Source organism: Bradyrhizobium canariense, assembly GCF_900105125.1.
Taxonomy (GTDB): domain Bacteria; phylum Pseudomonadota; class Alphaproteobacteria; order Rhizobiales; family Xanthobacteraceae; genus Bradyrhizobium; species Bradyrhizobium canariense_A.
The window spans coordinates 252,663-272,442 of record NZ_LT629750.1; the positions used below are offsets into that span (position 1 = coordinate 252,663).

Genomic DNA, 19,780 nt, shown 5'->3' on the forward strand with positions numbered 1-19,780 from the left:
GAGACGGATTTAGAACCATGGCGGACAACGATCAAGTCGATCAGGATGCAATCGCAGCCCAGTGGGAGGCTTCGCTTGATTCCGAGGATCCCGCGGAGGCCGCGGAGGCGGCTGCCGCCAATGAACTCTCCGAAACCATGGCGCTGCAATGGGCCGCGATGGTCGAGGACGGCGGCCGCGATTTCGGCGGCGGCAAGAACGGCGGCGAGCGAGTTCTGTCGCAGGAGGAAATCGACAACCTGCTCGGTTTCAACGTCGGCGATGTCAATGTCGACGACAATTCCGGCATTCGCGCGATCATCGATTCCGCGATGGTCTCCTACGAGCGTCTGCCGATGCTCGAAATCGTGTTCGACCGGCTGGTCCGGCTGATGACGACATCCTTGCGCAACTTCACCTCCGATAACGTCGAAGTCTCGCTCGATCGCATCACCTCGGTGCGCTTCGGCGACTACATGAATTCAATCCCGCTGCCGGCCGTGCTGAGCGTGTTCAAGGCCGAGGAATGGGACAATTTTGGTCTCGCGACAGTCGATTCGAGCCTGATCTACTCGATGATCGATGTTCTCCTCGGCGGCCGCCGCGGCCAGACCTCGCTGCGGATCGAAGGCCGTCCGTACACCACCATCGAAACCAATCTGGTGAAACGCCTTGTCGAAGTCGTGCTGGCCGATGCCGAGCAGGCGTTCCGGCCGTTGTCCCCGGTAACCTTCTCGATCGACCGGCTGGAGACCAATCCGCGCTTCGCCGCGATCAGCCGGCCCGCCAACGCCGCCATTCTGGTGCGGCTGCGCATCGACATGGAAGATCGCGGCGGCAATATCGAGCTGCTGTTGCCTTATGCGACCATCGAGCCGATCCGCAGCGTGCTGCTGCAGATGTTCATGGGCGAAAAATTCGGCCGCGATCCGATCTGGGAAGGCCATTTCGCGACCGAAGTGGCCCAGGCGGAGATCTCGGTCGACGCCGTGCTCTATGAGGCCAACATTCCGCTCAAGCAGCTGATGAAACTGAAAGTCGGCGACACCCTGCCGCTTGAGATGCGCGCCGACGCGCTGGTGGCGGTGCGCTGCGGCAACGTCACCCTGACCGAGGGGCGGATGGGCCGGGTCGGCGACCGCGTCGCCATCCGCGTCACCAAGCAATTGCGCAAGCCGAATACCACCTTCGCGATGTTCGAGAAGGCTGACGAGCAAACCAAATTGATGGAGGCCCAATGAGTCACTCATTAGGAATGGCGATCGAGAGCCTTGTGGCTGCATTGCTAATACTTACAATCGGCTATTGCATGCTGCTGAACAAGCGATTGAAGCGCTTAAAGGCGGATGAGAGTTCGCTGAAGGCGACGATCGCGGAACTGATCACCGCGACCGAAATCGCCGAGCGTGCCATCGGCGGCCTCAAGCACACGGTTCGCGACGTCAACGAGAATCTGGGCAACCAGCTGACGGCCGCGACCCAGCTATCGCTGCAGCTGAAAAAGCAGCTCGCCGAGGGCGACAACGTCGTTCGCAGGCTGGCCAGGATCGCAACTGCCGCGCGGCCTTCGTCTGAAACCGCACCTGAGCCCGAGGCTCCCAATGCGTCGAGCGCCAAGGCCATCGCGGCGGCCGCCCAGGCATTTTCCGACCGCAGAAGGTCTAACGGCCTCGCTGCATGAAATCCTTTCGGGACATTCGCGTCATTCCGGTGGTCATGGTTGCGATCTTCGGCTTTGCCGTTGTGAAGATCGCCGGCCTCGTGATCGATGGCGGATATGTGTTCGACTATGATCCGCAATCGACCCAGCGGTCCTGGGCGCAGGACAACCTCAACTTTCCGACGAACAAGCCCGATCCTGCCGACATCACCGGCTCGGTCGATGAAAAGGCCAAGGACGAAAAGCCCAAAGACGACAAGCCGAACGAGGGCGCGCCCAAACCCGATGCGCCCGCGGCCGAACCGTCGAAGCCCGACGGAACCGTCATGCTTCCCACGCAGGAACAGCAGCCGGTATCGCCGTCGGAGCGCGCGATCCTCGAGCGGTTGCAATCGCGGCGTCAGGAGCTCGACGCACGCGCGCGCGAAATCGACATTCGCGAAAGCCTGCTCAAGGCCGCCGAAAAGCGCGTTGAATCGCGTGTCGAGGAATTGAAGGCCACCGAGTCCCGCATTACGGCTGCGACCGAGCAGAAAACCGAAGCCGATGCCACACGCTTCAAGGGCATCGTCACCATGTACGAGAGCATGAAGCCGAAGGACGCGGCCAAGGTGTTCGACCGGCTCGAAATGCCGGTGCTGTTCGAGATCGCCTCGAAGATCGCGCCGCGCAAGATGTCCGATATTCTCGGCCTGATGTCGCCTGATGTGGCCGAGCGGCTGACGACCGAAATGGCCCGCCGCGCCGGCTCGGGTCCATCGGCCTCCGACGGCGAGCTTCCCAAAATCGAAGGCAAGGTACTGCCGCAAAAGCTCAATTAGCCGGGATATTTAACAAGTCCTTAAATCGCCAATTCTAGATTCGAAAGCGCGGGCGAGGGTGCCCCGCTGGCGATCAGGTCGGTGAACCGAGAGACCCTTCGGAAATGGCGCGAACGGCAGCCGCTGGATTTTGGTCGCTCATCCGCGCATCCGCGTGGAACGTCCGGCGTTGCCTGAGCGGACGGTCATCGTTCGCGGCCGTCCTGATCCTGCTGGGATCGATGACACCAGCCATTTGCCAGACCGATCCGGTCAAGGGCGAGGCCACGTTTGCGGCCGCCGACGGCTACGCCCGGCTGGTGCTCAAAATGGCCGACGACGTCGATTCCGAGGTGACGACGGCCGGCTCCATTCTCGTGATCCGGTTCAAACACCCGGTCGACATTCCGATCGACACGATCGCCGATTCAGTGCCCGATTATATCGGCTCGGCGCGGCGAGATCCGGACGGCATGGCGATCCGGCTGTCGTTGGCGCGCAGGGTCACCATCAATACGATGTCGGCCGGCGAGCGGATATTCGTCGATCTGTTGCCTGACACATGGACCGGGCCACCTCCCAGCCTTCCGCAGGACGTGATCCGCGAACTGGCCGAGCGGGCGCGTGCGGCCGAGCGCGCGCTGCGTTTGCAGCGTGCGGCGGAGACGGCGAAGAAGCGTCCCCCCATTCGTGTCCGCGCCTTGATCCAGCCGACCTTCGTCCGTTTCGTGTTCGAAATGCCTGACGGCGTCAGCGTCTCGTCCGTGCTGAACGACCAGAAACTGACGCTGGTGTTCAACGCCGTGCTCAATTTCGATCTGGCCGATGCCAAGGTCGCGGCGCCGCCGAACATTGCGTCCATCAATCAGAAGGTCGAAGGCGACACGTCTGCGGTGGAAGTCTTGCTGATCGGCGATGTCGACGTCCATTCCTTCCGCGAAGACAAGAACTACATTGTCGACGTGGCGTTCCAGCCATCCGAAAAACCATCCGCGCTGTTGCCGGTTGCGGATGCGTCCCGTCCTCCGGCGCCATCCGCCTCAGCGTCGTCAAGCCCGGCATCATCCGTTGTCGCACCGGCCGCGGCGGCTTCAGTCGCGCCAGCGCCCGCCGTGCCGCCGGCGGCTGGGCCAGCCATGTCCGAAAAGCCTGCCGATAAGGCGCCGCAGCAGGCCGGCGAGGCGAAGCCGTTGACGTCGGAAAAGTTTGCCAAAGAGGCGGGTATCGAGATCAAGCCCGAGGCGGCGCCGCAGGCCCCTCCCGCGCCTGCGACGCAGAGCGCTGTGTCGCCCGCAAGCGAGACGCCCGCGCCGGTACCGGTGATGCCGAAGATCAATCCAGCCGCATCCGAAACACCGGGCGCCGAGCGTTCGGCGAGCGAAACGCCGGCCCCGGTGCCGGCTGCGCCAGCCAGCGCCGCTGCGTCCGCGCCTCTGCCTGAGGCCGCGCCCGCCGACAGCACCACGCAGGTCAAGGCCGTGCGCGACAGCGAAGGCCTGCATGTGACGTTTTCCTTTGCCGCGGCGACGCCAGCGGCATTGTTTCGCCGCGCCGATACCGTGTGGATGGTTTTCGACGCCACCAAACCGATCGACATTGAGCCGATCCGAAGCAATGTCGGCGCCATTATCGCCGAGGTCAAGCTGGTGCCGCTGGACACGGGGCAGGCGATCCGGATCCGGCTCAACCGTCCTCAAATGCCGTCGCTGACCAGCGGCGATCAGGCAGGCAATGCGAACTGGACACTCACATTCGCCGATACGATGCAGACGCCGACGCAGCCTTTGACGGTGACGCGAAACGTTTCCAATCCTACGCATGCCAACGTCGAGGTGCCGCTGTCGAAAACAGGACGCCTGCACCGGCTGGTCGACCCGGAAGCGGGCGACACCCTGATGGTGATAACGGCGACGCCGCCGGTTCGCGGCTTCATCAAGCGGCAGGATTTTGTCGAGCTGTCGCTGCTTGAATCGATTCACGGCGTTGCGGTTCGTCCCAACGCCGATGACATCACCGCCGAGATCGCGCCGGACAAGATCACCCTGAGCAGGCCTGGCGGCCTGACATTGTCACCGGTCGACGTCAAAGCGGAGCGCGCCCCGACCGCAGCCCGGCCGATGTTCGATGTCGACGAATGGCGCAAAAATCGGGAGGGAGAGTTCATCGTCAAGGAAAGGGCGCTGATCCAGGCCCTGGCGGCGACGGAGCCCGACCAGCGCACACCGGCGCGGATCGATCTGGCCCGCTTCTATCTGGCGCGTGGGTTATATCCGGAAGCCAAGGGCGTTCTCGATCTTGCGCTGGCGGACGCCAAGCCGGGCTCAGAGGATCCGGTTGCGCTGGTGCTGCATTCGGCTGCGAGCATCTTGATGGGCCGTCCCGCGTTGGGGGTCAAAGACCTCGCCAATCCGGCGATCGGAACCAAGTACGATTCGCAGTTGTGGAAGGCGATGGCCTACGCGCGGCAGGGCAAATGGGTGGAGGCGCGCGAGAAGTTCAAGAACGTGGAATTCGCCATCACCGCGCTGCCGATCGATCTGCAGCGTGTCGTCATATCAGACGTGATGCGCGCATCGCTCGAGGTCAAGGATTATTCCGGCGCCGACAAACGCTCCAGCGATCTGGAAGTCGTCGGTCTTACGCCGGAGATCAGGCCTGCGATTTCGGTGATGCGCGGCCGGCTTGCCGAGGCACTTGGGCATGAGAAGGACGCGCTGAGCGACTACAGGATTGCAATCGAGTCTTCGGATCGCGCCGCCGCAGCAGAAGGCAAGATCGATGAGATCACGCTGCTCCAGAAGCGCAACGAGATCAGCCAGGCCGACGCATTGCGCCAGCTGGAGACGCTTGAAGTGATGTGGCGCGGTGACGGCCTCGACGTCAGGGCGCTGGAAATGATGGCGCGCATCTATTCCGACACCGGCCGCTACGGCGAATCACTCGCCGCGGCTCGGACCGCGACCAAGCTCGATCCCAATTCCGAAGTATCGCGCCAGGGCCAGGACGCGTCGGCCGCGCTGTTCTCGGATATCTTCCTGGGATCGAAAGGCGACAATCTTCCGCCGGTCGATGCGCTCGGACTGTTTTACGAATTCCGCGAGTTGACGCCGATCGGACGGCGCGGCGACGAAATGATCCGCCGGCTGGCGGATCGGCTGGTCGCAGTCGATCTGCTCGATCAGGCCAGCGAGCTCTTGCAATATCAAGTCGATCACCGGCTCGAAGGCGCTGCGCGGGCACAGGTGGCGGCGCGCCTTGCGATGGTCTATCTCACCAACCGCAAGCCGGATCGCGCGATATCAGCGCTTCGCACCACGCGCATTTCCGATTTGTCGGGCGAACTGCGCCAGCAGCGGTTGCTGCTGGAAGCGCGGGCGGAAAGCGACGTCGGCCGTCATGACCTTGCGCTCGACATCATCTCGAATATCAACGGCCGTGAGGCGATCCGGTTGCGTTCCGACATCTATTGGGCGGCACGGCGCTGGCGCGAGTCGGCCGAGCAGATCGAGTTGTACTATGGCGACCGCTGGCGCGACTTCAAACCGCTCAATCCGGCGGAAAAGGGCGACGTGATCCGCGCCGTGGTCGGATACGCGCTGGCGGAGGACGCCATCGGCATGGCGCGCTTCCGTGAAAAATATGCGCCATTGATGAGCGGCGACGCCGACCGCGCCGCCTTCGAGACCGCCAGCAAGCCGGCCGCCGCCTCAAGCTCCGAATTCACCCAGATCGCGAAGATGGCGGCGAGCGTCGACACGCTCGATGGATTCCTGCGCGAAATGAAAGCGCGGTTTCCGGACGCCGCCGCTAAGGCCGCCGCGCTGCAGCCCGAAACCCAGAAGGCCGATCCGCTCCCGACCGGCTCCTTGCCCGAGATCGTCGGAGTGAGACGGGTCGGCGCGGCGAGGTAACGCTGCGCCACGCGCCGCAGTCATCCCCTCGACAGAGGCTCGCCGAAACGGCAACCTGTACCGCCTAACCGTGCACAGGAACGCGCCGTCATGAGCAAGCCCGCCAAATCCGAAGCCGAACTCGTCGCGATGGCAAGGGCAGAGCTGAACGTCCATGTCGACTGCCCGGATGGAGTTGTCATCTCCGTTCTGCGCTCGGGCGATTCCTGGGAATTCCGCGCAGGAGCGGATGAGACGACGGCTGCAAAGCCTGGCTATCCCGAATGCGTGGCGATGCTGGTGCAGATCGGCGACCATCTTAGCAAGCAATACGATGTGAAGGGGTAGGGCGCTGGCCTATCCGCCATAACTCTGCGGCAGGATGCTTGAAGCGCCGCCTCAGTCGGCGGATTCCTGACCAGAAACATGCGGCGCCATGGCAGTTGGGCGGCGAGCCGGCGTTTGACGCTGTTCGCGCGATACTTGACGCTCGGCGGGATCGCGGCCGATCTTGCTTCGAAGCTCAAGCACATCGGTGAAGATGTCGGCCTGACGACGCAATTCGTCGGCGATCATCGCTGGCTTGACCGACAAGGATGAAACCACGGTCACGTGAACTCCACGGCGCTGCACAGCTTCAACCAACGAGCGAAAGTCGCCGTCGCCGGAGAACAACACAATCTGATCGACGTGGTTGGCGAGCTCCATCGCATCGACCGCAATCTCGATGTCCATGTTGCCTTTCACCTTACGCCGGCCGCTGGCGTCGACGTATTCCTTGGCGGCCTTGGTGACGACCGAATAACCGTTGTAGTCGAGCCAGTCGATCAGCGGTCTGATCGAGGAAAACTCCTGATCCTCGATGATCGCGGTGTAATAAAAAGCCCGCACCAGCGTGCCGCGCCCCTCGAACTCCTTGAGAAGCCGCTTGTAGTCAACATCAAATCCGAGGGCCCTGCAGGTGGCATAGAGATTGGCGCCATCGATGAATAGCGCGATTCTGTTGGATTGCGAGGACATGAGAAATACCCAAAATGTGAACGAACCATGCGCGGATCGCGACGTTGACGCGTTGAACCTAAATGCCCTGAAACGTTACTTAATTCGGGAGACTAGGGAATAAAACGACCCTGCCGGCGATCATTACTGTCGGCATGGCCGGCTCGGGGTATCACCGTAATGGACGATAGCGCAGCCTATTTTAAGGCAATGATGGTCTTTTGTCGGCAGCATGCAAAGCTGCAAGAGGAAAATGAGCATTTTTGGCTGGGGGAGGCCCAAGCCTGGGCCGAGCTGTTAAAGGCCAAAAATGCTTTTTGGCGACAGTTCACGGACAAACCGAACCGGTCCGGGCAACATCCCGAGGCAACGTCAAGCGATCGATAAGCCACAATTATCGATACAAGGCCCAAAAAGCAAAATGCGCTGATGGGTCCATGTGTGCTTTAGCTCACATGAGGGATTCGGCGGGATTGCGCGGCCGCAAAGCGGATGTGTCTTCAGCGCAGCTCGGGGCCTAATCGCCCGCTATCCGCCGTAGCTCTGCACCAGACTGCCCGCGACCAGCGACCAGCCGTCGACCAGAACGAAGAAAATCAGCTTGAACGGCAGTGACACCACGGCCGGCGGCAGCATCATCATGCCCATCGACATCAATACCGATGCCACCACGAGGTCGATGATCAGGAAGGGCAGGAACAGGAGAAAGCCAATCTCGAAGGCGCGCTTCAGCTCGGAGATCATGAATGCCGGTATCAGAATCCGAAGCGACGTTACATCAGGCGTGGCTGGCGGTGGTTCGCCCGACAGGTCCATGAACAGTTTCAGATCCTTTTCGCGCACGTTCTTCAGCATGAAGCCGCGCAATGGCACCGATGCGCGCTGCAGCGCTTCCTCGACGCCGATCTGGTTCGCGACCAGCGGCCTGATGCCATCATCGTAGGATTTCTGCAGCACCGGTCCCATCACGAAGGCCGTCAGGAACATCGCAAGCGCGATCATCACGGAATTCGGCGGCGCGGTCGCAGTGCCCATCGCGGTGCGCAGCAAGGACAATACGACGACGATCCGTGTGAACGACGTCATCATGATCAGGATCGAAGGCGCAACCGACAAAATCGTCAGAAGCGCGATCAGCTGGATCGAGCGCTCGGTGACGCCGCCATTGCCCTGGCCGAGATTGATACTGATATCCTGCGCCAACGCCGGATGAGCCAGCGATCCGGCGACTATCAGTGTGACAAAAAATAAAACTCTACGCGGGAGGAACGCCGATCTCACGAAGGGGACTTCGGACGGCCCAGCAGTGATGCCATCTCGTCTTCCAGATTCTCAAAGCCGGTCTTCGGCGACGGCGCGGCAGCGGGCGGTGCGGTCGACGGCTCGCTGCGGGGAGGAGCGGGCCGGTTCGCCGGCGGTTCGGGCGCCACCGGCGGCGCGCCAACGCGCTGTTCGCCGGTTTCGCCACCCGGCCGGCGCAGCGCTGCCTCTAGCCGCTGCGCCATCTCGGCGAGATTTTGATCGGCCGCCGACAGGGGCGGTGTGGCCGGTGTTGGCACGATTGCCACCGGCGGCGCCGCGGGACGTTCGGTGCGAATCGGGGGCGCTTTAGGCGCTTCGGTTGGGCGCGCCGGGCGCGGCATCATCGGTTCGTTACGCGTTACCCGCGACGGAATCGGTTCGGGTCGGGGTTCGGGCCGCGCCTCCGGACGGCCGCCGAGCGGCTCCGGTGTGAAGCCGGTCAAAGGATCATTGCGTCGCTCCGAAAGCGCCGGTGCAGGACGTCGAACCTCGTCGGCAAAAGCGGGGCGGGCCGGCCGCGGAGGCGGCTCGGGCATTTGCAGTTCCGGAAGATCGAAGGTGTCGGACCTCGGAGCCTCGCCGTCGCTCCAACCAACGGCGTCCGGCAGCGGTGCGATTCGGGACGGTGGTTCAGTACCACCGGCGGGCCGCGGCGACATCTGATCCCGTGCCGCCGTGGCGCGCACGATATTGGGTTCCACGACGATGTCGGTCGGGCCGCCGATCATCAGGAGATGCTCAACATTGTCGCGCCGTACCAGCACCAGCCGCCGCCGGCCGTCGACGGCCGCGGCGTCGATTACCGCCAATCGGGGCATGCGGCTACGATTGGTGTTGGCACCCAGGCGGTTGCCGGCGAATCGGCGAACTGCCCAGGCGGCAACGCCGATCAACGCCAGAACGGCCACGAACGCGAAAAAAAATGTCAGTGCCTGCATTACCCGGTCCCCGGCAAATAGCGCTTTCTTCAGATTTCTCGTTCGTCGCACGCTGATCGGCAGCGCACAACAAGTGGCGAACGAAGTCTGAGTCTAGCCCAATCTCTTAACATCCCAAGGCAAGATCTGCCGTCCCGATATCTTAATAACCCATGAATCGGCTGGGCCAAAATGACTTCTCGCATCCCCACGCCTCGTTAACCGGGGTGGTTAACGGAGCATTCGTGGCGAAAATGCGCTCCTCGGCCCCGGGGAACGATCTCGTCTCAAGAGCCTATCCCGCCCCACGCAACGCGTCTTAACCCGCTGTTAACCATACAGGCGGCAAATTCTGCCTACCTGAGGCGTCCTGTCTGACAAGACCTGCCTGACAAGAAACGGGGAGCGCGGTTGCAATGTCCATGAACGACCTGCCTGGCCTGGCGGCGCTTCGTACCAGAATGCAGTGGCATCAGGAGCGCCAGCGGGTGCTTGCCGAAAATGTCGCCAATTCCGACACGCCGAACTTCAAGCCGCGCGATCTGGTGGAACCGAAATTCGACGCCTCCGGCTCCAACGTTGACGGGCCGCTGGCGATGATGCGCACCAGCGCCGCTCATATCCTGCCGTCGGGCGCTCCGGACAGCTTCGATCAGAACCGCAAGGTCGGCTTCGAGACGCGGCCCGCCGGCAACTCCGTCAATCTCGAAGACGAGATGCTCAAGGTCTCCTCCAATCAGATGGACTACGCCGCCGTGACCTCGCTCTACAGCCGCAGTCTGCATCTTCTCAAGACCGCGATCGGCAAGGCCTGAGGCCGCATTAGGGAGAGAGCAACATGGCAGACCGTCAAGTCATCGCAGATTTCGCCAGATCGATGGGGATCGCGACATCGGGCCTGCGCGCGCAAGCGGGCCGGATGCGGGTGATCTCGGAAAATATCGCCAACGCGGATTCCACCTCGCAGACCTCCGGCGGAGATCCCTATCGCCGCAAGGTGCCGACCTTTTCCTCCGAGCTCGATCGCACGCTGGATGCGCAGGTCGTCACGCTGGGCCGGGTGCGGGCCGATCCGACGTCGTTTCGGGTCAAGTACGACCCCGGCAATCCAGCGGCGGATGCGACCGGCAACGTCAAATATCCCAACGTCAATCCGCTGATCGAAATGACCGACATGCGCGACGCGCAGCGATCCTACGAGGCGAACCTCAACATCATCAGCGCCACGCGCCGGATGATCTCGCTCACGCTTAACATTCTCAAATCCTGAACAGGAAATCTGAGCCATGGCTTCACCGACAATTGCCGCCAATGCCTACGCAAACGCCGCTCGGATGATGGATCCGGGCGTCGCGGCCAAGAGTTCCGGCGACGCGGGAGGCCCCTCGTTTGGCGACCTGCTCAAGGAAACGATGGGAAGCGTCATAGATGGCGGGCGACAAGCCGACCAGCAGACGACCGCCATGGCGACCGGCAAGGCCAATGTCATGGACGTCGTGACGGCGGTGGCGGAGACCGATGTCAAAATATCGACGCTGGTCTCGGTGCGAGACAAGGTGATCTCGGCCTACGAAGACATCATGAAAATGGCGATCTGAGTTCTAAATGCCGTCATTCCGGGCCGGCTCTGCGAGCCTACCCGAATGACCAACGTAATCAAACCGAGTGAGACAGAAAAATGACCGGTGCTGAAACCCTCGATGTGGCGCGCGAGGCCATCTGGACCATCGTCGTGGTGTCGTCGCCGCTGATGGTTGTCGGCCTGGTCGTCGGCGTCGTGGTGTCGCTGTTCCAGGCGCTGACACAGATCCAGGAACAAACACTGGTATTCGTGCCGAAGATCCTGGCGATCTTCGGCACGCTGCTGCTGGCGCTGCCGTTCATGGCGGACGCGTTACACAGCGAGATGATGCGGATATCGTCGCGAATCATAGGTGGTTGATGCACTATGCATAGACCATGCACGCCGATATTTCCCTGCTGCCAGCGCTCGCTGCGACCTTCATGCTGGTATTCGCCCGCGTCGGCGCGATGGTGATGCTGCTGCCGGGGCTGGGCGAATCCAACATTCCGGCTCGCATCAAGATTGCGATCGCGGTGCTGCTGACGCTGATCATCCTGCCGTTGCACCGCTCGGCCTATCAGATCGACCTGCAGTCGATGAATCCGGTGCTGGTGCTGATGATCCACGAAATCATCGTCGGCATCGTGCTCGGCGCCACCGCGCGGGTGACACTTTCCGCGTTGCAGGTCGGAGGTGCGGTGATTGCCCAGCAAATGGGACTCGGCTTCGTCACATCGGTCGATCCGACCCAGGGCCAGCAGGGCGTGCTGATCGGAAACTTCCTCACCATGCTCGGCGTGACGCTGCTGTTCGCGACCGACAGCCACTATCTCGTGATCGCCGCGCTCAATGACAGCTACGCGATTTTTTCGCCCGGCGATCTGACGCAGAGCGGCGACATCGCCGCGCTCGCTACCCGTGCCTTCGCCGCCGCCTTCAGGATCGGGATACAGCTGTCGGCGCCGTTTCTGGTATTCGGCCTGGTGTTCAATATCGGGCTCGGCGTGCTGGCGCGGCTGATGCCGCAGATGCAGGTCTATTTCGTCGGCGTGCCGCTGTCGATTCTCGCCGGCTTCCTGATTTTCTCGCTGGTTCTCGTGGCGATGATGGGAACGTTCCTCAATTATTTTAACGGCGTCATGCACGATTTGACGCCGCTGAACTGAAAGTCCTGATCGATGGCCGACGAAGGCGACTCGTCCGATAAAACAGAAGACCCTACGCAAAAACGTCTGGATGAGGCCCACGACCGTGGCGACGTCGCGAAAAGCCAGGAGGTCAACACCTGGTTCATGATCGCCGGCGCCACGCTGGTATTGTCGTCGTTTTCCGGATCGATCGGCGGAATTCAGATGCCGCTGCGTAACCTGATCGCCAATGCATGGATGGTCCGCGTCGACGGGCCCGGCCTGCTGGCGCTGGGGCAGCGCCTCGAATACATGCTGCTCGCAGCGCTCGGCGTGCCGTTCCTGATGCTCGTCATCGCGGCGCTCGCGGGCAACATGCTGCAGCATCGGCTGGTCTGGTCCGGCGAGTCGCTCAAACCCAGTTTCAGCAAGATCTCTCCCGCCGCCGGATTCAAGCGGGTGTTCGGCAAGCAGGCGGCCGCGAATTTCGGCAAGGGCCTTTTCAAGCTGCTCGCGCTCGGCGCAGTGATGGCCGCGATTCTGTGGCCGGAGCGCCTTCGCCTGGAATCGATGCTGCAGTTCGGTCCGGAGACGATGCTGAGCGTGATCTCGAGTTTGACGATGCGCCTGCTGGGTTCGGTGGTCGCGATGCTCGCGGTGGTCGCGATCGCCGACTATTTCTTCCAATACCGGCAGTGGTACGAGCGGCAGAAGATGTCGCTGCAGGAAATGAAGGAGGAGTTCAAGCAGTCCGAAGGCGACCCGCACATCAAGGGCCGGATCAGGCAGTTGCGCCACGCGCGGATGAAGAAGCGCATGATGACCGCGGTTCCCAAGGCCTCCGTGATCATCACCAACCCGACCCACTACGCGGTGGCGCTTTCCTACGAGCGCGGCATGGCGGCGCCGATCTGCGTGGCCAAGGGCGTCGATCTGATCGCCTTGAAGATCAGGGAGATCGCCAAGGCGCACGACATCCCGATCGTGGAGAACGTGCCGCTGGCGCGAGCGCTGCATGCGAGTGTGGAAATCGACGACGAAATCCCGGTGGAACACTATCATGCCGTCGCCGAAGTCATCGGCTACGTCATGGGCCTCAGGCGCGGGTTCTCGGGCCAGCGGGCGTGAATCGGAGCGAAGAATCGGGAGAAAAGGTACGGGAAACAGCCGCAAAACACGAAATAGCCGCCTGACGGACTTGCGCTTGCCGGTCCGATTCAGGCACTCAGGAACCTGCGCGCGAACAGCGCGTCATGTCCATGTTGACAGGCCGCTCCCGCTCTCATGACCGTCCATATCGACCACGATCCGACCCACCCGCCGATACCGGCCCATGAGCCGGCGCGGCGAAGCGGCAGCATCGTTCTGGTGCTGCTGGTGGCCGGCGGGATCGTCGCGGCCGCGGTCGTGCTCATGACCATCGGGCGGGCGCAGGCGCAGCCTTATATCCTTGGTCTGCTGGCGCTGCTGGCGATGGTCGGGTTGTTCAACCTGTTCGCTTTCGCCGCCGGCATTATCCGTTTCGTGGATCGCACCGCCGAGGACCCGGTGATGAGCCGTATCGCCGATCATGCTTTCGATGGGCTTGCGGTCACCGATCCGCGCGGTCACGTGGTCTATTCCAACGCGGCCTATCTCGCGCTGACGGGGGCGGCCAGCCCGCAGGACGTGCGGCCGGTGGAGCGGGTCTTTATCGGCAATCCCGATGTGTCGGAAGCGGTATTCCGCCTGCTCAAGGCGGCGCGCGAAGGCAAGCGCCAGCAGGAGGAGGTCCGTATCGCCGGCACCGGCGGCGCGCATGGCCGCTGGCTGCGGATGCGGGTTCGGCCGCTCGGCGAGCGCAAGCGGGAAGCCAGATACGCGGTGTGGTCGATCGCCGACATCACGCGCGACCGCGAGCGGCAGGAGGACGTGTTCCAGGAACTGCAGCACGCGATCGAATATCTCGATCATGCACCGTGCGGCTTCTTCTCGGTCAATCCCGCCGGCGAGCTGGTTTATGTCAACGCCACGCTTGCGAACTGGCTCGACCACGATCTGGCGGAGATCGGATCGGGTGGCCTGAAGCTGACCGACATCGTGTCGGGCGACGGCGCTTCGCTGCTGACCTCGATCGTGGCGGTGCCGGGTGAAGTCAAAACCGAAGTGTTCGACATCGATCTGCGCATGCGCGGCGGCAAGACCATGCCGGCGCGGCTCTATCACAAGCTGGCCTTCGGCGCGGACGGCGTGCCCGGCGCATCGCGCACGCTGGTGATCAGCCGCGCGCGCGACGATCGTTCCGATCCGGAGCGCGCGGCCGAAATCCGCTTCATGCGCTTTTTCGATCATACCCCGATGGCGATCGCAACCGTCGACCGTTCGGGCACGGTGGTTCGGGCCAATGCGCGTTTCGCCAAGCTTGCGCAAAGCCTGAGCCTGGAAGCGGCCACCAACAAGTCGATCTTCAGGGCGGTCAACGTCCGCGACCGCAGCCTGCTGATCGCAGCCATCAATCAGGCAGCGGAAGGACAGGGCGATATTGCACCGGTCGAGGCGATGCTCGATGGGGCCAAGGAACGCTGGGGTCAGTTCTTCGTCACCGCGGTCGAAGCTGACGAGCGCGAGACCGAGGCGGCCATCGTCTACATGCTCGAGACCACCGAGCGGCGAACGCTCGAGAACCAGATCAACCAGTCCCAGAAGATGGACATGGTCGGCCAGCTTGCCGGCGGCATCGCGCACGATTTCAACAATGTGCTCTCCGCCATCATGATGGCGAACGACTTCCTGCTGAACGCGCACAAGCCGACCGATCCGTCGTTCCAGGACATCATGCAGATCAAGCAGAACGCGACGCGCGCGGCGACGCTGGTGCGGCAGTTGCTGGCGTTCTCGCGCAAGCAGACGCTGCGGCCCCAGGTGCTCGATCTCGGCGACGCGCTGTCCGATCTGACCATGCTGCTGCGCCGCCTGATCGGCGAGAAGGTCAAGTTCGATCCGGTGCACAGCCGCGATCTCTGGCCGGTGAAGGTCGACGTCTCGCAATTCGAGCAGGTGATCGTCAATCTGGCGGTCAATGCGCGCGACGCGATGCCCGAGGGCGGCAAGCTGACGATCAAGACCGCGAATGTTACGGCGCAGGAAGCCGAAAGGCTGTCCTACAAGGGAATGCCACCGGCGGACTATGTGCGGATCGACGTCGCCGACACCGGCACCGGCATTCCCGCCGAGATCGTCGACAAGATCTTCGAACCATTCTTCTCGACCAAGGAAGTCGGCAAGGGCACCGGCCTCGGGCTGTCGACGGTCTACGGCATCGTCAAGCAGACCGGCGGTTTTGTTTATGTCGATTCCGAAGAGGGCAAAGGCACCACCTTCCACATTTTCCTGCCGCGTCATCTTGCCGAGCAGGAAGCCCAGCAAGAACCGCAAGCAGCGGCCAGGGAAGCGGCGGCCGAACCGAAGCCGCGGGCCGATCTGACCGGGCAGGGAACGATCCTGCTGGTGGAAGACGAAGAGGGCCTGCGCTCGCTGAACGCGCGCGGCTTGCGTTCGCGCGGCTACACGGTGATCGAGGCCTCGAACGGCATCGAGGCGCTGGAAGCGCTCGAAGAAAAAGACGGCGCGATCGATCTCGTCGTGTCCGACGTGGTGATGCCGGAAATGGACGGCCCAACGCTACTGAGGAAGCTGCGCGCGCGTAATCCCCACCTCAAGATCATCTTTGTCTCGGGCTACGCCGAAGACGCCTTTGCAAAGAGCCTCGAGGAGAACGAGAAGTTCGACTTCCTGGCAAAACCGTTCGCGCTCAGCGCGCTGGTTGCGAAGGTGAAGGAAACCATGGCGTCCTCCTAAGGGAGCGCGCCGGTACAACCCGCCCGATTGCCGCATGCCCGCGACCGAGGGCCGCAGAGGCGGTTCCCGATAATGGCTTCACATTCAGGCGCTGCTGCCCATCTTAGTTGCGCTTCCCCCTGCCGGGGATGGAGGAAAGTGACATGAAATTCACCCACCGCGCCCGCGGCGTCGTTCAGGCGATCGCCGTCGCTTTGGCGCTGGCGTTGCCGTTGATGGCGATCGCCTCGTCGGCCGACGCCCGGATCGGCGGCGGATACAGCTCGGGATCACGGGGAACGCGGAGCTTTTCGGTGCCGCCAAGTACGTCGACGGCGCCAGGCACCGCGCAACCGCTCAATCGCACGTTCAGCCAGCCCGGCCTCGGCACGTCCACGGCTGGCGGCGGCTTCTTCAACCGGCCCGGCGGCGGCATGCTTCGGGGCCTCGCCGCAGGCTTCCTCGGCGCCGGCCTGCTCGGCATGTTGTTCGGCGGCGGACTGTTCGGCGGCATCGGCGGCCTGTCGTCGCTGTTTGGCCTGATCCTGCAGATCGGTCTGATCGTTTTCGCGGTTCGGATGGCGATGTCGTGGTGGCAACGCCGTCACGATACCGCGTCGGCCTATGCCGGAGCGAGCTCCGGCGGATTCGGCGGCCCATCAAATCTAACCCCTGGGTCCGGTTTCGGACTGGGATCAGGCAGCGCGCCGCTGGAGATCGTTGCGGCCGACTACGAAGCCTTCGAGCGCTTGCTTGGCGAGATCCAGGCGGCGTGGTCGAACGAGGATGTCGCACGGCTGCATACGCTCGCCACGCCCGAGATGGTGTCGTATTTCACCGGCGATCTGCAGGCGAACAAAGCCCGCAACGTCATCAACAAGGTCTCCGACACCAAGCTCTTGCAAGGCGACCTCGCGGAAGCCTGGCGCGAAGGCGATACCGACTATGCCAGCGTCGCGATGCGCTTCTCGATGATCGACAAAACAGTCGATCGCGCTAGCGGGAGGTTGGTCGAAGGCAGCGAGCAGCCGACCGAGGTGACGGAAGTGTGGACCTTCCTGCGGCCGCGCGGTGCGAGCTGGGAATTGTCGGCGATCCAGCAGACCTGACTGCTCGCAAAGCGACGAAGATAAAAGGGCGCCACGGTTCGTTCCGTGGCGCCTTTTTGTTACCACGCTGGATTAGCGTTGAGAGTTTATGTGCAAGGATATGGCGGATTTTGCCTATTGGGCCTCGCGTCGAACGAGTAATTTCATCAACCGCTAACTGCGATGCGCCTCGGGTCGCCGCAGAGATGAAGGAATGATCATGCGCTATGAACTCTATTACTGGCCGAGCATTCAGGGCCGCGGTGAATATGTCCGCCTCGCGCTGGAAGATGCCGGAGCCGCCTATGCCGATGTCGCGCGCGACGCCGGGGGCATGGCTGCGATGATGGCCATGATGGATGCGCGAACCGGCACGCCGCCGTTCGCGCCGCCATTTCTGAAAGCCGGCAAGCTCGTGATCGGGCAGACCGCCAACATCCTTTTGTATCTCGGCGCGCGCCATGGTCTTGCACCCAAGACGGAAGGCGGCCGGCTGTGGGTGCATCAGTTGCAACTGACGATCACGGACCTGGTGCTGGAGGTCCACGATACCCATCATCCGCTCGGTCCGTCGCTGTATTACGAGGATCAGCGTGGTGCGGCGAAGAAGCGCACCGAAGAATTCTGGAACGAGCGGGTACCCAAATATCTTGGCTATTTCGAGCAGCTGTTGCAGGAGAACGGCAGCGCCTATCTCACCGGCCGCAAGGCAACTTACGGCGACTTCTCGCTGTTCCAGATCGTCGAGGGCCTGCGTTATGCCTTTCCAAAGCGCATGAAGCGTTTTGAGCGGAAGATTCCCGGCCTGATCGATCTGCATGACCGTGTCGCCGCGAGACCGAACATCAAGGCCTATCTCTCGAGCGACCGGCGTATCGCCTTCAATGAAGACGGCATCTTTCGGCATTACAAGGAACTGGATGTGTAGGAAAAGTCGGCGCGACCGGCTCCGCTTTACTTCACTTCTCCCTTAGGGAGGTTGGCTGGTAGCGCCGGGTGAGGGGTTACAGCCCAACGATCGAAAAGACCGTAACCCCTCACCCCCAGCCCTCTCCCAAGCGGAGAGGGAGCACACCGCCGATGCCGTGTTACCTGTTCCGCCCGTCGATCGGCGTCATCGACAGTTTCGCAAGCTCGACACCATCGATGCAGCTGACATTCAGCGCCACCACCTCGCTGCCGTCGGGCTTGTTGCCGCGCGCGAATACGTCGACGCCGCAGTCGACGCAGAGCTGGTGCCGGATCGCGTGCTTGTTGAACAGATATTCCTTCAGATTGTCCTCGCCGGCGCGCAGCTGGAAGCTCTTCGGCGAGAGAAATGCGAAGTGCAATCCCTTCTTGGTGCAGATCGAGCAGTTGCAAGCGGTAATCATCGCCAGATCGGTGGTGCACTCGAACCGCACCAGGCCGCAATGGCAGCCGCCGGTGTACGTCTTGCTGTCGGGCATCCTCAGGCTCCGTGGTCTCTACCAAACGCCGGGAAGCAGCCGGTAGCGTACACGGGTGGTGTAGTCATTGTAACCCGGCAACCCTGCGATCAGCGTGCGCTCCTCGATCCCGGCCCGGACCGCAAACAGCACGGCGAACAGCGGCGATAGCAGAAGTCCCCACCATGAGCCCAACAGCAGGGGTATCCCGACAACGAACAGGATGGCGCCGGTATACATGGGGTGCCGCACCCAGGCATAGGGCCCGCTGCTGACCACGTGATGGCCGCGCTCGGCTTGAACCTTGACCAGGGGCGCCGCGAACGAATTCTCGCGCATCACCCACATGATGAAGACGGTCGAGAGCAACAGCATGGCGAGCCCCAGCGCCTGTAGCGCCAGGGCAACGTCGGAGCGGTGCATGCGATGGTCGATCCCGATCGCGACAAACCAGATCAGAACTGTGACACCAAAAACCAGCACCAGCATCTTGTCGGCGACGGGCTGGTCATCCTGCGCCGTCAGGCGCATGCGCTCGGCAAGCAATCCCGGATCGGTCTTTGCCAGCCATGATCCTACCGAGATGCTGATGATGGCCATGGTTCCCAGGAAGGCCCACGCCGCCGGCCATTGCAGCGTGCCCGCGGGCACGAACAATAGCGCGCCCATCGCGATGATCCAGATCAGGCTCTGCAACATCCATTTCGCGATCATGCGCTGCGCCCATCCTGCGCAGTCGTCATGGTCGCGTCATTTTTCGGCAAAGTTGCGACGGCTTTTTGGACCCATCGCGAGGAAGGCGGGCGCCTTCCATCTTCGTCATTGCCGGGCTTGATCCGGCAATTCCATCCCCCGTCGCGAAATGCGTTTTACGAAGATGGATGGATACGCGGGTCAAGCCCGCGTATGACGCATTGTATTCGCCGAAACGCTTAGACCAGCTGATCGATCCGCGTGCCCTGTCCGGGCGGAAGGGGGGCCTGAGCCGGCGGCTGGGCGCTTGCGTCGCTGGAATCGTTGTCGTTGCTGGGGTCGGGCGGGTTGGACTGGCTCTGCTGGCTCTGTTGGTTCGGAGTGTAAGCCGGCACCGGGGCTGGCGACGTAACGCTTGAAATGCTCATGAACAGGATCCTTGGGCCTCACCGTGCCCGACTGTGGCCGGGCGGAAGCCAACGCCATATGAATTCAATCGTTAAAAAGCGCGCTATCGG

General features: G+C 62.5%; 20 protein-coding genes. 14 read left to right on the forward strand and 6 right to left on the reverse strand.

Features of this window, described 5'->3' with window-relative positions:
• Positions 1-17: 17 nt before the first annotated feature.
• The 5 genes from fliM to BLV09_RS01120 all read left to right on the forward strand — a co-directional run bounded on the left by fliM (position 18) and on the right by BLV09_RS01120 (position 6,677).
• The gene (gene fliM / locus BLV09_RS01100) at positions 18-1,220 is read left to right on the forward strand and encodes a flagellar motor switch protein FliM (protein ID WP_100382779.1); all 1,203 of its coding nucleotides are present in this window, start codon (positions 18-20) and stop codon (positions 1,218-1,220) included.
• Entirely contained in the window at positions 1,217-1,660 is a 444-nt protein-coding gene (locus tag BLV09_RS01105) for a DUF6468 domain-containing protein (protein ID WP_100382778.1), read from the forward strand. The genes fliM and BLV09_RS01105 overlap by 4 nt, the downstream gene beginning before the upstream one ends.
• The gene (locus BLV09_RS01110) at positions 1,657-2,460 is read left to right on the forward strand and encodes a MotE family protein (protein WP_146686023.1); all 804 of its coding nucleotides are present in this window, start codon (positions 1,657-1,659) and stop codon (positions 2,458-2,460) included. The genes BLV09_RS01105 and BLV09_RS01110 overlap by 4 nt, the downstream gene beginning before the upstream one ends.
• Before the next feature lie 104 nt (positions 2,461-2,564).
• A complete protein-coding gene (locus tag BLV09_RS01115; protein WP_146686024.1) occupies positions 2,565-6,350 on the forward strand; it encodes a tetratricopeptide repeat protein in 3,786 nt (1,261 codons plus the stop codon).
• A gap of 90 nt (positions 6,351-6,440) precedes the next feature.
• A complete protein-coding gene (locus BLV09_RS01120) occupies positions 6,441-6,677 on the forward strand; it encodes a hypothetical protein (RefSeq protein WP_146686025.1) in 237 nt (78 codons plus the stop codon).
• A gap of 51 nt (positions 6,678-6,728) precedes the next feature.
• On the opposite strand, the gene BLV09_RS01125 is transcribed toward BLV09_RS01120, so the two are convergent.
• The 3 genes from BLV09_RS01125 to BLV09_RS01135 form a co-directional block, all read right to left on the reverse strand.
• Complete coding sequence (locus BLV09_RS01125; protein WP_146686026.1) at positions 6,729-7,349, reverse strand: NYN domain-containing protein; 621 nt, start codon at positions 7,347-7,349, stop codon at positions 6,729-6,731.
• Between the two features lie 507 nt (positions 7,350-7,856).
• The gene (fliP, locus tag BLV09_RS01130; protein WP_100382772.1) at positions 7,857-8,609 is read right to left on the reverse strand and encodes a flagellar type III secretion system pore protein FliP; all 753 of its coding nucleotides are present in this window, start codon (positions 8,607-8,609) and stop codon (positions 7,857-7,859) included.
• Positions 8,606-9,568, reverse strand: a complete 963-nt coding sequence (locus BLV09_RS01135) for a flagellar biosynthetic protein FliO (RefSeq protein WP_146686027.1) — start codon at positions 9,566-9,568, stop codon at positions 8,606-8,608. Before BLV09_RS01135 ends, fliP begins: the two co-directional genes overlap by 4 nt.
• 395 nt (positions 9,569-9,963) lie before the next feature.
• Between BLV09_RS01135 and flgB the strand changes: the two genes are divergently transcribed.
• The 9 genes from flgB (at position 9,964) to BLV09_RS01180 (ending at position 18,070) form a co-directional block, all read left to right on the forward strand.
• Positions 9,964-10,362, forward strand: a complete 399-nt coding sequence (gene flgB, locus BLV09_RS01140; protein WP_100382770.1) for a flagellar basal body rod protein FlgB — start codon at positions 9,964-9,966, stop codon at positions 10,360-10,362.
• A 23-nt stretch (positions 10,363-10,385) separates the two neighbouring features.
• Positions 10,386-10,817 (forward strand): flagellar basal body rod protein FlgC, encoded by a 432-nt coding sequence (gene flgC, locus BLV09_RS01145; RefSeq protein WP_100382769.1) that lies wholly within the window; start codon positions 10,386-10,388, stop codon positions 10,815-10,817.
• A gap of 16 nt (positions 10,818-10,833) precedes the next feature.
• On the forward strand, positions 10,834-11,145 hold the full coding sequence (fliE, locus tag BLV09_RS01150) for a flagellar hook-basal body complex protein FliE (RefSeq protein ID WP_100382768.1): 312 nt from the start codon (positions 10,834-10,836) through the stop codon (positions 11,143-11,145).
• Between the two features lie 80 nt (positions 11,146-11,225).
• Entirely contained in the window at positions 11,226-11,489 is a 264-nt protein-coding gene (fliQ, locus tag BLV09_RS01155; protein WP_100382767.1) for a flagellar biosynthesis protein FliQ, read from the forward strand.
• A 17-nt stretch (positions 11,490-11,506) separates the two neighbouring features.
• The gene (gene fliR / locus BLV09_RS01160) at positions 11,507-12,277 is read left to right on the forward strand and encodes a flagellar biosynthetic protein FliR (protein ID WP_100382766.1); all 771 of its coding nucleotides are present in this window, start codon (positions 11,507-11,509) and stop codon (positions 12,275-12,277) included.
• A 12-nt stretch (positions 12,278-12,289) separates the two neighbouring features.
• Positions 12,290-13,366 carry a flagellar biosynthesis protein FlhB gene (gene flhB / locus BLV09_RS01165; RefSeq protein ID WP_146686028.1) on the forward strand — a complete coding sequence of 359 codons (1,077 nt, stop codon included), beginning with the start codon at positions 12,290-12,292 and terminating at the stop codon, positions 13,364-13,366.
• A gap of 156 nt (positions 13,367-13,522) precedes the next feature.
• Positions 13,523-16,075 (forward strand): cell cycle histidine kinase CckA, encoded by a 2,553-nt coding sequence (gene cckA, locus BLV09_RS01170; protein WP_146686029.1) that lies wholly within the window; start codon positions 13,523-13,525, stop codon positions 16,073-16,075.
• A gap of 143 nt (positions 16,076-16,218) precedes the next feature.
• A complete protein-coding gene (locus BLV09_RS01175; protein WP_146686030.1) occupies positions 16,219-17,163 on the forward strand; it encodes a Tim44 domain-containing protein in 945 nt (314 codons plus the stop codon).
• A gap of 199 nt (positions 17,164-17,362) precedes the next feature.
• On the forward strand, positions 17,363-18,070 hold the full coding sequence (locus tag BLV09_RS01180) for a glutathione S-transferase (RefSeq protein ID WP_146686031.1): 708 nt from the start codon (positions 17,363-17,365) through the stop codon (positions 18,068-18,070).
• 160 nt (positions 18,071-18,230) lie between these two features.
• Here the strand turns inward: BLV09_RS01180 and BLV09_RS01185 are convergent, their stop codons facing one another.
• The 3 genes from BLV09_RS01185 to BLV09_RS01195 form a co-directional block, all read right to left on the reverse strand.
• Positions 18,231-18,590, reverse strand: coding sequence for a GFA family protein (locus BLV09_RS01185; protein WP_146686032.1), 360 nt, complete (start codon positions 18,588-18,590; stop codon positions 18,231-18,233).
• A gap of 18 nt (positions 18,591-18,608) precedes the next feature.
• Positions 18,609-19,283, reverse strand: a complete 675-nt coding sequence (locus BLV09_RS01190; RefSeq protein ID WP_146686033.1) for a methyltransferase family protein — start codon at positions 19,281-19,283, stop codon at positions 18,609-18,611.
• Positions 19,284-19,501: 218 nt separating this feature from the next.
• The gene (locus BLV09_RS01195; RefSeq protein ID WP_146686034.1) at positions 19,502-19,690 is read right to left on the reverse strand and encodes a hypothetical protein; all 189 of its coding nucleotides are present in this window, start codon (positions 19,688-19,690) and stop codon (positions 19,502-19,504) included.
• Between the last annotated feature and the right edge of the window lie 90 nt (positions 19,691-19,780).

Bases quoted from the DNA above. Each gene is read 5' to 3' on its own strand.
- fliM (WP_100382779.1), top strand. From the start codon at position 18: ATGGCGGACAACGATCAAGTCGATCAGGATGCAATCGCAGCCCAGTGG.
- BLV09_RS01105 (WP_100382778.1), top strand. From the start codon at position 1,217: ATGAGTCACTCATTAGGAATGGCGATCGAGAGCCTTGTGGCTGCATTG.
- BLV09_RS01120 (WP_146686025.1), top strand. From the start codon at position 6,441: ATGAGCAAGCCCGCCAAATCCGAAGCCGAACTCGTCGCGATGGCAAGG.
- BLV09_RS01125 (WP_146686026.1), bottom strand. From the start codon at position 7,349: ATGTCCTCGCAATCCAACAGAATCGCGCTATTCATCGATGGCGCCAAT.
- cckA (WP_146686029.1), top strand. From the start codon at position 13,523: ATGACCGTCCATATCGACCACGATCCGACCCACCCGCCGATACCGGCC.
- BLV09_RS01180 (WP_146686031.1), top strand. From the start codon at position 17,363: ATGCGCTATGAACTCTATTACTGGCCGAGCATTCAGGGCCGCGGTGAA.
- fliR (WP_100382766.1), top strand. From the start codon at position 11,507: ATGCACGCCGATATTTCCCTGCTGCCAGCGCTCGCTGCGACCTTCATG.
- flgC (WP_100382769.1), top strand. From the start codon at position 10,386: ATGGCAGACCGTCAAGTCATCGCAGATTTCGCCAGATCGATGGGGATC.
- BLV09_RS01110 (WP_146686023.1), top strand. From the start codon at position 1,657: ATGAAATCCTTTCGGGACATTCGCGTCATTCCGGTGGTCATGGTTGCG.
- BLV09_RS01115 (WP_146686024.1), top strand. From the start codon at position 2,565: ATGGCGCGAACGGCAGCCGCTGGATTTTGGTCGCTCATCCGCGCATCC.
- flgB (WP_100382770.1), top strand. From the start codon at position 9,964: ATGTCCATGAACGACCTGCCTGGCCTGGCGGCGCTTCGTACCAGAATG.
- BLV09_RS01195 (WP_146686034.1), bottom strand. From the start codon at position 19,690: ATGAGCATTTCAAGCGTTACGTCGCCAGCCCCGGTGCCGGCTTACACT.
- fliE (WP_100382768.1), top strand. From the start codon at position 10,834: ATGGCTTCACCGACAATTGCCGCCAATGCCTACGCAAACGCCGCTCGG.
- BLV09_RS01135 (WP_146686027.1), bottom strand. From the start codon at position 9,568: ATGCAGGCACTGACATTTTTTTTCGCGTTCGTGGCCGTTCTGGCGTTG.
- BLV09_RS01190 (WP_146686033.1), bottom strand. From the start codon at position 19,283: ATGATCGCGAAATGGATGTTGCAGAGCCTGATCTGGATCATCGCGATG.
- fliQ (WP_100382767.1), top strand. From the start codon at position 11,226: ATGACCGGTGCTGAAACCCTCGATGTGGCGCGCGAGGCCATCTGGACC.
- flhB (WP_146686028.1), top strand. From the start codon at position 12,290: ATGGCCGACGAAGGCGACTCGTCCGATAAAACAGAAGACCCTACGCAA.
- BLV09_RS01175 (WP_146686030.1), top strand. From the start codon at position 16,219: ATGAAATTCACCCACCGCGCCCGCGGCGTCGTTCAGGCGATCGCCGTC.
- BLV09_RS01185 (WP_146686032.1), bottom strand. From the start codon at position 18,590: ATGCCCGACAGCAAGACGTACACCGGCGGCTGCCATTGCGGCCTGGTG.